Here is a 12300-nt window from a genome sequence, read left to right as displayed (position 1 = left end):
CCGCTTCGCAGGCTTATCCCCCCTTCCCCCAAGAGCCCTGACAGCAGTCGCCGCCGCGGCTGCTTTTCTCTTGTCCGGCCTGGTGACGCCCCCGGCGCTCGCCGACGAGCCGTCCGCCCAGCAGGCCCCACCGGACACCGCCACCGAGCAGGGCGCCCTGGCGGCGGCCGCACAGCAGGGCGACCGCGTCGAGGTGGGCTCCCTGCGCACCGAGACCCGCACCGTCTACGCCACCCCGGAGGGCAACCTCGTACTGGAGCAGAACGCCCGCCCGATCCGGGTGCGCAAGCAGGGCCGGTGGACCCCGGTCGACACCACGCTGCACCGCCTGCCCGACGGCTCGGTCGCGCCCGCCGCCACCGCCGTGGACCTGAGCTTCTCCGGCGGCGGCGACGCCCCGATGGCGAAGGTCGCGCGGGGCGGCAAGTCGCTGGCGCTGAGCTGGCCGGCAGGGCTGCCGGAGCCCGTCCTCGACGGCGCCACCGCCACCTACGCCGACGTGCTCCCCGACGTGGACCTGCAGGTGACGGCCGATGTGGACGGCTTCTCGCACGTGCTCGTCGTGAAGAACAGACAAGCCGCGTTGAACGGCCGCCTCGACCGGCTTCGTTTTGCGCTCACTACAGAAAACGTTTCCATCAAGCAGGAGCAGGGCGGCGGCATGCAGGCCGTGGACCGGTCGGGCGCGCAGGTGTTCGCCGCGCCCACGCCGCTGATGTGGGGCTCGCCCGCCGACGCGAAGGGCAGCCGGATCGCCCTGGCCAACCGTCCGGGTGAGGGGCCGAACCCGGGCTCCCGGCACGAGGCGATGGGCCTGAAGATCTCCGGCGAGGACCTGACGCTCACCCCTGACAAGGCCATGCTGGCCGACCCGGCCACGAAGTACCCGGTCTACCTCGACCCGTCGGTGTCGGCGGCGCGCGGCGCCTGGACCTCGGTCTGGAAGAAGTACCCGTCCACCAACTACCTCAACTCCAGCGACGTGGCCCGGGTCGGGCACGAGAACGACACCGGAGGGACGAACCGGTCGTTCTTCCAGATGAACACCGGCAGCGCCATCCACGGCAAGCAGATCATCAAGGCGACCCTGCGCATGTACGAGACGTGGGCGTGGTCGTGCACCAAGAAGCCGGTGGAGCTGTGGCTGACCGGCGCCATCAGCAAGTCCACCACCTGGAGCAACCAGCCGTCCTGGGCCACGAAGCTGGACACCGAGAACGTCGCCAAGGGCTGGAGCACGTCCTGCCCGGCGGGCGGCGTGGAGTTCGACGCGACGGTGGCGGCGACCCAGGCGTCGGCCAAGAAGTGGTCCAACATCACGATGGGCCTGCGGGCCACGAGCGAGACCGACACGTTCGCGTGGAAGAAGTTCCGCAACAACCCCACGCTCGTCGTCGAGTACAACACCATCCCCACTGCTCCCCTGACCGCCGACGTCTGGTCCGACCCGGGCGGCCCGTGCGTCTCGGGCGACGGCCGGCCGCTGGCCGGGACGGCGACGCCGAAGCTGTGGGCCAAACTGCGCGACGGCGACAACACGGTCAAGGGCCGCTTCGAGTGGTACGCGGACACCACCAAGGTGGGCGAGTTCGTCACCGCCGCCGCGGCTTCGGGCAACGCGTTCACCGCCAGTGTCCCCGCCGGGGCGTTCGCCGACGGCTCGGTGATCAGGTGGCGGGTGCGCGGCGAGGACGGGAAGGCGAACAGCGCGTGGAGCCCGTACTGCGAGATCGGGGTGGACATGACCGCTCCGGGCAGCGAGGCCACCGTGACCTCGCAGCAGTACCCGGAGAACCTGTGGGGTGAGGGGCTGGGCCGCGCCGGGGAGTTCACCTTCGGCGCGAACGGCGTGCCCGACGTGACCTCGTTCCTGTACGGGCTCAACACCAACCCGGCCACCGAGGTGCGCGCCGACACGGCCGGTGGCTCCGCGACGATCCGGCTCACCCCGCTGGAGGAGGGCCCGAACGTGCTGTCGGTGCGCAGCAAGGACGCCGCCGGCAAGCAGGGCCCGATCCGCAGCTACGTGTTCAACGTGCGCCCCGGCACCGGCCCGGTGGGCTACTGGCGGCTCGACGAGGGCTCCGGCGTGACCGCGGGCGACGAGGCGGGCTCCCACCCGGCGGCGCTCGGCGGCGCCACCTGGAGCGAGGGCCGGGCCGGCAAGGCGCTGCGCTTCGCCGGCGCCGGCCAGCACGCCACGACCTCCGCGGGCGTCGCGCCGACCGAGCAGAACGTCGCGGTCTCGGCGTGGGTGCGGCTGTCGTCGCTGCCGGCGGGCAACGCCGCCGCGGTGAGCCAGGCCGGGCAGGACAACAGCGGCTTCTGGCTCGGATATCACGGCAGCGTCAAGTCGTGGACGTTCATGATGAACAACCCCGGCGGCACCTCCCAGACCGTCTGGGTGGACAACCCCGCGATCGTCCCCGTCGCGGGCGAGTGGACCCACCTGGCCGGCGTGTACGACTCCGCCACCCGGTCGATGTTCCTGTACGTGAACGGCCGGCTCGCCGGCGGGCCGGTGGCGTACCACGGAGGGGCGGGACCGGCGACGGCGGTGCAGTTCGGTCAGGCCCTCTACCAGGGCAGGCAGACCGACCCGTGGCCGGGCGAGGTGGACGAGGTCCGGGTGCACGACCGGGCGCTGGCCGACGAGGAAGTGGTCATGCTGGTCAACCACGCGGCCACGCTCACCGGCCACTGGCGGCTGGACGAGGAGACCGGCACGGCCGCCGCCGACGCGGCGAACCGCACCGGCCCGCTCACCCTCGCCACCGGAGCCTCGTGGACGGACGGCTGGCTCGACGGGGCGCTCGCGCTCGACGGAACCACCGGCCACGCGCAGGCGCCGGGGCCGGCGATGCGCACGGACGACAGCTTCACCGTCACGGCGTGGGTGCAGCTCGACTCGCTGCCGACGGCCGACGCGGCCGCGGTGGCCCAGAACGGGAACCGGGCCAGCGGCTTCACGCTCGGCTACGCCGCGCAGGGGCCGCGCTGGTCCTTCGGCATGGCGGACGCCGACGCGGACGGCGCTCCGGTGACCCGCACCCACTCCGACAGCGTCCCGTTCGCCATGGAATGGGCGCACGTCGCGGGCGTGTACGACGCGCTCGCCAAGAAGCTGCGCGTCTATGTGGGCGGGCAGCTCGTCGCCACCACCGAAGTGGACCACCTGAGCAACTGGAACTCCACCGGGCCGCTGCAACTCGGCCGGGCCCTGCACGACGGGGCGGTCACCGGGCAATGGCCCGGGATCGTCGATGACGTACGCACCTATCAGGGCGCGTTGAGCGACGAGAACGTCGCCCGGCTCGCCGCCGAATGACCCTCCTACCGGCGGAGCCGTGCCCTGGCTCCGCCGGACCGGCCGCACCCGCATGCCCGAACCCTGGACGGTGAGGATGTACGACCCTGAGGACCTCCCGGAGCCCGATCGTTCGACCTTCCTGATCTTCGAGTGGTACCCGCGTAAGTTCCGCTGGTTCGTCCGGGCCTGCGCGGCCATCGCGGTGCTGATCGTGGTACCGCTCGTGTACGCCATGCCGGCCCAGGCCGCCCCAAGAGTGCGGCCTGAGGTGCAGAAGGAGGAGCCGGTTCCCGGCAAGCCGGTTCCCGTGCTGCCCAAGGCGAAAGACGCCGCGGCCGAGCGTGCGCTCAAGACGGCCCCGGCCGTGGCCTGGCCGAAACCGGGCACGGCCGAGGTGGCGCCGGGCGGCGCCAAGGCCGGCTCGCTGCCGGTCAGGCTGGCCGCTCCCGAGAACGCGGAGGCCAGACGGGCCCAGCCGCCGCCGGAACGGGTCAAGGTGGAGATCCTCGACCGGGCCAAGACGCCCGCCGTCGACGGTGTCGCGCTGCGCCTGTCCCGGGGGCAGGACGCCAGCCGAGGCGGCCGGGCCCAGGTCGAGCTGGACTACTCGGGCTTCCGGCAGGCGTTCGGCGGTGACTACGCCGCGCGGCTGAAACTGGTCGAACTGCCCGACTGCGCGCTCACGGACACGGGGGCGGCCTGCCCCGAGCCGAAGCCGGTGCCGGCCGAGAACGACGTCAAGGCCGGCACCCTCACCGCCGACGTGGAGGTCGCCGCCTCCGGCTCCCGGCTGTACGCGCTGACCGCCGCCGCCTCGGGCGCCTCGGGCGACTACTCCGCCACCTCACTGGCGCCGTCGTCGAAGTGGAGCGTCGGACCCCAGTCGGGCGACTTCAGCTGGAACCACCCGATGCGGGCGCCGCCGTCGATCGGCGGCGAGGAGCCCGTGATCAGCCTGAACTACTCCTCGCAGAGCGTGGACGGCCGCACCTCGGCCACCAACAACCAGGTGTCCTGGGTGGGCGAGGGCTTCGACCTGACCCCGGGCGGCTACGTCGAGCGCCGCTACAAGTCCTGCATGGCCGACGGCCGCAAGACCGGTGACCTGTGCTGGGACCACGACAACGCCACGCTGATGCTGAACGGCTCGGCCGTGGAGCTGGTCAAGGACGCCACGACGAAGGCCTGGCGGCCCAAGCGCGACGACGGCACCCGGATCGAGCTGCTCACCGGCGCCACGAACGGCGACAACAACGGCGAATACTGGCGGCTCACCACGACCGACGGCACCCAGTACCACTTCGGCCTGAACCGGCTGCCCGGCTGGGCCTCCGGCAAGCCGGAGACGAAGTCCGCCTGGACGGTGCCGGTGTTCGGCAACGAGGCCGGCGAGCCGTGCCACGACTCCACACCCGCGAACGCGTGGTGCCAGCAGGCCTGGCGGTGGAACCTGGACTACAGCGTGGACCGGCACGGCAACGCCGCCACCCACTGGTACGCCACCGAGACCAACCACTACGGCCGCAACGAGAAGCCCGACCTGGGGACCGCCTACGTAAGAGGCGGCTACCTGACCCGCATCGACTACGGCTACCGCTCGGCCGAGCTGTTCACCGGCGCGCCGGCGGCGCGGGTCGCGTTCACCGTGGCCGAGCGGTGCGTGCCGAGCGGCAGCATCACCTGCGAGCCGGACCAGCTCACCAAGGACACGGCCAACCACTGGCCGGATGTCCCCTTCGACCGCAAGTGCGACGCGGGCGAGACCTGCAAGGACCGGCTGTCCCCGACATTCTGGACCCGCAAGCGGCTGGCGAAGGTGACCACCGAGGTCCGCTCCGGCACGGGGTACCAGGACGTGGACTCCTGGACCCTGACCCACTCCTTCCCCGCCACGGGCGACGGCCTGAGCCCGGCGTTGTGGCTGAACTCCGTCCAGCACACCGGCCACGTCCGCGGCACCGTGACGCTGCCGAAGGTGACCTTCGCCGGCGTACAGCTGAAGAACCGGGTGGACACCGACGAGGGCCGCGCCCCGCTGTACAAGTGGCGCGTCCAGTCGATCAACACCGAGGCCGGCGCGGAGATCCGGGTCAACTACGCGCCCGAGGAGTGCACGCCGGGGAACCCGCCCGCGGCCGACAGCAACACCAAGCGCTGCTTCCCGCAGCGGTGGGCGCCCCAGGACGAGATGCAGGTCCTGGACTGGTTCCACAAGTACGTCGTCGCGCAGACCGTGGAGATCGACAGGACCGCCCGCTCCCCGTGGATGGTCACCGACTTCGAGTACCTCGACGGGGCCGCCTGGCGGTACGCCGAGCACATCCTGATCAAACCCAAGGAGCGCACCTGGTCCGACTGGCGCGGCTACGCCCGCGTCCGGGTACGGCAGGGCGACGGCCAGGACGGGCCGCGCACGATGGTCGAGCACCGCTACTACCGGGGCATGCACGGCGACCGGCTGGACAGCGGAAGCCGTAAGGACGTCAAGGTCACCGACAGCGAGGGCAAGGCGCGCGACGACCACGATCAGCTCGCCGGGGCGGACCTGGAGACGATCGTGTACGACGGCGACGGCGGCAAGATGCTGTCGGCCACCGTCGAGGAGCCCTGGTGGCGCAAGACGGCCGAGTTCACGTTCGAGGGCGTGACGAAGACCGCACACCTGGTGCAGTCCGCGAAGATGACCACCCGGGACCTGAAGGAGGACGGCACCTGGCGGCGCACCGCCGAGGAGCGCGCCTACGACGAGCACGGCATGATCACCCAGGTGGGCGACCTCGGCGACGTGGCCGATCCGGCCGACGACATCTGCACCCGCAACACCTACACCCGTGACACGGGCACGTGGATGCTCGACTTCGTCAGCCGGGTCGAGACGGTGGGCAGAGCGTGCTCGGCCGAGCCGCAACGGCCCGCAGACGTGCTGTCGGACGAACGGTTCCACTTCGACGGCCGGGCGTTCGGGCAGCCGCCGGTGCGCGGCGACGTGACCCGCGAAGAGGAGCTGGCCTCCTACGACGGGACTACCCCGAGGTACGTCCTGGACGTGGCACACGGTTACGACGCCTACGGCCGCGTCACGTCGGAGACCGACGCGGCGGGCGGCTCGACCACCACCGCGTACGTGCCGGCCTCGGGCGCGCAGGCGACCGAGGTGCGCTCCACCAACCCGCTGGGCCACGCCGACGTCACCTACGTCGACCCGGCCTGGGGCGAGCCGGTCGCCGAGGAGGACGAGAACGGCCGCCGCACCGACCTGGACCACGACGCCCTCGGGCGGCTGGTCAAGGTGTGGCAGCACGACAGAAGCAAGGCGGCGGGCCAGTCGCCCAACACCGAGTACTCCTACCAGATCCGTACCGACGGCCCGAACATCGTCACCACCAGGACACTCGCCACCACCGGCGAGTACATCGTCAGCCACGAGCTCTACGACGGCCTGCTGCGCCCGCGCCAGACCCAGGAGCCCGCGCCCGGCGGCGGCCGGGTCGTCACCGACACCTTCCACAACTCCATCGGCGAGGTGGCCAAGTCCAACGAGGGCTACTACGCCACCGGCGACGCAGGGACGCAGCTGCTGGGCGTGGCGGACGACGACGTCGCCGGCCAGGTCGTGTCCAGTTTCGACGGGACCGGCGAGCTGGTCACCCAGAGCTACCGCGTCAAGGGCCAGGAGCAGTGGAAGACGTCCGTCCGGCGCGCGGCCGACCGGTCGCACGTGACCCCGCCGCCCGGCGGGAGCGCCGCCACCGTCCTGTCCGACGCCGAGGGCCGGATGGTGGAGCAGCGCCTGTACAAGGGCACGACCCCGGCAGGAGAGTACGCCACCACCAAGTACACCTACGACAAGGCGGGCCGGCTCGCCTCGGTGACCGACTCCGCGGGCAACACCTGGCGGCACCACTACGACCTGCGCGACCGCGAGGTCAAGACGGAGGACCCGGACAAGGGCGTCACCACCCGCGCGTTCAACGACCTGGACGAGGAGGTCTCCAGCACCGACGCGCGCGGACGCACCCTGACGCACACCTACGACGCCCTCGGGCGCAGGACCTCGACCCGCGAGGGCACGACCACGCTGGCCGAATGGCGCTACGACGCGCTGGCCAAGGGCCACCTGAACGAGTCCATCCGATACGTGGGCGGGCAGGCGTACGCCGCGAAGATCGAGGCCATCGACCGGGAGTACCGCACCCTCCGGCAGAGCGTCACGGTCCCCGAGCGTGAGGGCCAACTCGCCGGCACGTACGTCTTCAACACCCGGTTCACGGCCGACGACCAGGTGCAGTCCATCACGTTCCCCGAGGCCGGCGGCCTCCCGGACGAGACCGTGACCTACGGCTACGACGAGCTGCGCCAGCCCACGAAGGTCGAGGGCCTGTCCACGTACGTCACCGACGCCCGCTACAGCAAGCTCGGCGAGACGCTGCAGTACGAGCTCAGCACGGGCGGGCCCAAGAGCTGGCTGACCCGCACCCACGAGGAGGGCACCAGGAGGCTGATCAGGTCGCAACTCGACCGGGACATCGGCACCTCCTCCGACCTGGACCTGCACTACACCTACGACGCCGTCGGCAACATCACCCGCATCGCCGACCGTGACGTGGACACTCAGTGCTTCACCTACGACCCGCTACGCCGCCTCACCGCCGCGTGGACCGCCACCGACGCCTGCGCCTCCGGCGCCCCTCGCTCGGACCTGATCGGCGGCGCCGCGCCGTACGCCACCAGCTACGCCTACGACTCCACCGGAAACCGTACGAAGGAGACCCACCACGCGTTCGGCGGCCGGTCGGAGACCGTCCGCGACTACGCCTACCCGAACTCCGGCCAGGCCCGCCCGCACGCGCTCACCTCGGTCACCCCCACCGGGCCCGGCCAGCCCTCCTCCTACGAGTACGACGCGGCGGGCAACACGATCACCCGCAGGACCGGGACCGCCGAACAACGGCTCGCCTGGGACGCCGAAGGCAACCTGGAGTCGGTGACCGAAGGCGGCACGACCACCTCGTTCGTCTACGACGCCGACGGCGACCGGCTGCTCCGCAAGACCCCCACGGACACCACCCTGTACGTGGACGACATGGAGCTGCGGCTGGACCACGCCAAGAAGGTCGTGGACGGCACCCGCTACTACACGGTCAACGGCGAGGCCGTCGCGGTCCGCACCTCCGCGGGCAAGGTCTACTTCTTCGCCGGCGACCACCACGGCACCGCCCACGCCGCCATCGACGCCCAGACCGGCGAACTGGCCATCCGCAGGCAGACCCCCTTCGGCGCCGACCGGGGCGCGCCACCGCCATGGTGGCCCGGCGAGCGGGGCTTCGTCGGCGGAACCGTCGACCCGACCACCAAGCTCGTGCATCTGGGCGCCCGCGAGTACGACCCGACGATCGGCCGGTTCCTGTCCGTGGACCCGGTCATCGACGAGGCCGACCCGCAGCAGATGAACGGGTACGCCTACGCCAACAACAGCCCGGTCTCCATGACCGACCCCGACGGGCAGCTCTTCTGGTTCGCGGCCGGCATCGCGCTGCGGATCGCCCTGCGGGCCGCCGTCCGGCGCGCCGCCCAGGCCGCCGCGCGACGAGCCGCCCAGGCCGCCGCCCGGCGCGCGGCCCTGGCAGCCGCCCGCCGGCGGGCCGCCGAGATCGCCCGGCGCAAGGCCATCGAAGCGGCCAAGAAACGGGCCGCGGAACAGGCCAGGAAGAAGGCTGCCGCGGAGGCCAAGAAGAAGGCCATGGAGAAGGCCAAGAAGGCCGCCGAGGCCGCCGTCCGCCGCAGAGCGGCAGCAGCGCGCGCCCGAGCCGCGGCGGCCCGGGCCCGAGCCAGAGCCGCCGCGTCGCGTGCCCGCGCGGCAGCGGCCCGAGCCCGCGCCAGAGCGGCGGCGAAGATCAAACGCGCGGTCACCCGGCGCGCCAAACCCGCCCGGGCCAGACCCAACCACCGGCCCACCACCCGCCGCGCCCAACAGCGCTCGACCCCGCCCAAGGCCCAGCGAAATCCCTCGACGAACAACCAGGTCCAGCCACGGAGAGGGCTGTCCGACTCGCAGAAACGCTCGATCGACGAACAGATGGGAGTGCGCCGGTACGACTCCAGCGAGCTGAGCTCGTACAGCCGGACCCAGCGCCCGGCGACGGAGTACGTGCCCCACCAGGGCACCGGGAACAGCCCCGGCTACACCCGGTACCAGTCGGACACGCCACGCACCGGGAAGGGAGCCAGGACGGTCCTCTGGTTCATCTGGCAAGTGCTCAGACCGCGCAGCGGCCCCGACTGACGAACGCCCACCCGGTCCGGCAGGTCACCCCTGCCGGACCGGGCCCCCTTGGGGGACCGTCCACAGAGCCCCGGCCACCCACCCCTTGCCAGTCCGAGGGCGCGCGGGCTGACGCCCGCATGGTGCCACCTATGACGCAGGAGATGGACGATCCGTGGAGTCAGGAGGCATTCGATCCGCACGGTCGTAGGCTTCCTGCGACGCTGACACGTCGCCGAGGTGCGCGATCGACCATTCTTCCAGCGCGCGCAGCGGCTCGCGCAGGGTACGGCCCGCCTCGGTGAGCGTGTACTCCACGCGGACCGGAACTTCGGGGTAGACGGTGCGGCGCACGAGCCCGTCGCGTTCGAGCCCGCGGAGAGTCTGGGTGAGCATCTTCTGCGAGATGCCCTCAATCCGTCGGCGCAACTCCGAGAAGCGGGCGCTGCCGTCCCAGAGGGCGCCCACGATGAGCACCGTCCAACGGTCGCCGATGCGATCCAGGATGCGGCGAGTCGGGCAGTCCGCGCGGTAGGGGCTGCCGCGGAGCACCGACTCGGCCTGAGTGGTTACCACAAAGTGCCTACTTCCCATTAGAGAGCTGCACTCATACGGTAATCGCAGCGCGTCGCCCGACGCCACCCATCCCGTAGAAGGGCACCTCGTGTCTCGCATCACCGTCATCGGCGGCACCGGTTATGCCGGTTCGGCCATCGTCGCGGAGGCCGCTGCTCGCGGTCACCAGGTCACCGTGCTGAGCCGCTCGCTTCCCGACGCGCCGATCCCGAACGTGACCTACGTCCAAGGCGACGCCGCCGACGAAGCAACGCTTTCGGCACCCATCGAGGGCGCGGACGTCGTAGTGGGCGCGCTCGCCCCACGCGGCCCGCTGGCCGGCACCTTCCGCGACGTCTACAGCACCATCGCGCGTCTGGCCGATGCCGCAGGCGTACCCCTGTTCGTCGTCGGCGGTTACTCCTCGCTGCGTCCTGCGCCCGGGGCGGATCGCTTCGTCACCGACCTCAGCCACATCCCCGCAGAGCTCCACGACGAGATCCGCGCCGGGGCGGCGCTCATCATCGAGGACCTCCCGGCCACGCCCGCGACACTCGACTGGGTCTTTGTGAGCCCGGCGCTCAGGTTCGGCGCACGGATGCCCCGCGAACGACTCGGCCGTTATCGGCTCGGCGACGACGTCGCGGTTCAGCCCGAGGACGGCGGCGGGATCTCCGCCGCGGACTACGCCCTCGGGTTCGTCGACCTGATCGAGAAAGGCGAACACCACAGGGCCCAGGTCAACCTCGGCCACTGACTCCGGAAGTTTCCGGGGTCGACCATCGAGGGCGCGCCCAGCAAGGCGGGATCCCGGTCGCGGTCGTTACGGCTTCTCGCCGCCCTCGACGGTGTCGATCAACTGCTTGAGCGAGGGGTTCACCAGGGCCTTTCCGTCCACGGTCACCGTAGGGACCGTTTCGTTCCCGTCGGCGACAGAGCGCACGAACTGCGCCGCTTCCCGGTCCTTCCAGATGTTGACCTCGTGGTAACGCACATCGGTGAAGCGCAGGCGGAGACGGAGTCGCATGCAGAAGCGGCAGCCGGGCCGCCAGTAGAGGACCACGCCTGCGTGATCGGCCTCCTGGAACGACCGGCCGTAACCTCGGCGAGGCAGGTTCGCGATCAACATCCATAGCCCGTAGGCCACCAGGAAACAGATCGCCGCGATGGAGAGCACATCAGAGACCGCCGACACCCAAGGACCGTATCCCAGGGTCCTGCAACGATGGCCGTCTGCTGAGCGGATTTCCTGCTGCCTCGCCACCGGCGCAGCACATAATGACACTATGTAACCATGCGCCCACCCCGAGCGAAATATTTCAACACCACCGGCCCATGTGACCCTCAGCGCCACCACATGCTGTCCCCCACGCAGCGGCTCCCGCAGGCGCGCGTCCTCATCGAGATGGACCGATACTTCGTCCTGCACGCACCACGACAAACCGGGAAGACGACCACGCTGGGCACCCTTGCGTCCGAGCTCACCGCCGAGGGCGACATCGCCGCCCTGATGTTCTCCTGCGAGCGGGCCAAGTCGGCCGGTGACGACTACGCCGCCGCGGAGTCACTTCTGCTGGATTCCCTCCGCGACGCCGCCGAGTGGGCGGGATGGTCAGAGGAATTGCTGCCGCCGGATCCCTGGCCGCAGGTCACACCGGGCAGCCGGTTCGGTTCGGCGCTGACCGAGTGGTGCCGTCGCAGCCCGCGCCGGGTCGGGCTGTTCCTCGACGAGATCGACGCCCTGCAGGGCAACAGCATGGTCAGCATCCTCAGCCAGCTCCGCGACGGTCACAACGCGCGGCCGGGGGGCCGTCCGTTCCCCGCGTCCGTGGTGCTGTGCGGGTTGCGCGACGTCCGTGACTACAAGGTCGCCTCAGGCGGCGACCCTGGCCGGTCCAACCCGGCCAGCCCATTCAACATCGTCGCCGAGTCGCTGCGGCTGGGAGACTTCACCGCCGACCAGATCGCCGAGCTCTACGGCCGGCACACCGAGGCGACCGGGCAGGAGCTCACCAAGGACGCGGTGGACCGGGTCTTCGAGCTGACGCAGGGACAACCGTGGCTGGTCAACGCCCTCGCCCACGAGATCACCTTCGAGATGGGAGTGACCGGCACCATCACCTCCGGGCAGGTGGATGCGGCCAAGGAGCGGTTGATCCGGGCGCGCGCCACC

Annotated in this window: 6 protein-coding genes; 4 read left to right on the top strand and 2 right to left on the bottom strand. The window is 71.1% G+C overall.

Translation table 11 applies throughout. From position 1 onward, the window contains the following. Positions 1–70 precede the first annotated feature (70 nt). Positions 71–3328: a LamG-like jellyroll fold domain-containing protein gene (locus tag ACTMTF_RS37270; protein ID WP_441114876.1), complete on the top strand. Its 3258-nt coding sequence runs from the start codon at positions 71–73 to the stop codon at positions 3326–3328. Positions 3329–3404: 76 nt separating this feature from the next. Beyond that, positions 3405–9593, top strand: coding sequence for an RHS repeat-associated core domain-containing protein (locus tag ACTMTF_RS37265; RefSeq protein WP_441114875.1), 6189 nt, complete (start codon positions 3405–3407; stop codon positions 9591–9593). A gap of 129 nt (positions 9594–9722) precedes the next feature. Here ACTMTF_RS37265 and ACTMTF_RS37260 read toward each other — a convergent pair whose 3' ends face one another. Next, a complete protein-coding gene (locus ACTMTF_RS37260) occupies positions 9723–10148 on the bottom strand; it encodes a winged helix-turn-helix transcriptional regulator (protein ID WP_441114874.1) in 426 nt (141 codons plus the stop codon). 88 nt (positions 10149–10236) lie between these two features. Here ACTMTF_RS37260 and ACTMTF_RS37255 point away from each other — a divergent pair, with 88 nt between their 5' ends. Beyond that, positions 10237–10884 (top strand): NAD(P)-dependent oxidoreductase, encoded by a 648-nt coding sequence (locus ACTMTF_RS37255; protein WP_441114873.1) that lies wholly within the window; start codon positions 10237–10239, stop codon positions 10882–10884. Positions 10885–10950: 66 nt separating this feature from the next. Here the strand turns inward: ACTMTF_RS37255 and ACTMTF_RS37250 are convergent, their stop codons facing one another. Beyond that, complete coding sequence (locus ACTMTF_RS37250; RefSeq protein WP_441114872.1) at positions 10951–11391, bottom strand: glutaredoxin domain-containing protein; 441 nt, start codon at positions 11389–11391, stop codon at positions 10951–10953. A 30-nt stretch (positions 11392–11421) separates the two neighbouring features. Here ACTMTF_RS37250 and ACTMTF_RS37245 point away from each other — a divergent pair. Further along, positions 11422–12300, top strand: an 879-nt coding sequence (locus ACTMTF_RS37245; protein ID WP_441114871.1) for an AAA family ATPase, incomplete at its 3' end; no start/stop codon positions are given.

Source organism: Nonomuraea sp. ZG12, assembly GCF_052068115.1.
In the GTDB taxonomy this organism is placed as follows: Bacteria; Actinomycetota; Actinomycetes; order Streptosporangiales; family Streptosporangiaceae; genus Nonomuraea.
This window is presented reverse-complemented; position numbering and strand designations above follow the sequence as displayed.

Excerpts from the sequence above, each read along its gene's own strand:
- ACTMTF_RS37265 (WP_441114875.1), top strand. The coding sequence starts at position 3,405 with ATGTACGACCCTGAGGACCTCCCGGAGCCCGATCGTTCGACCTTCCTG.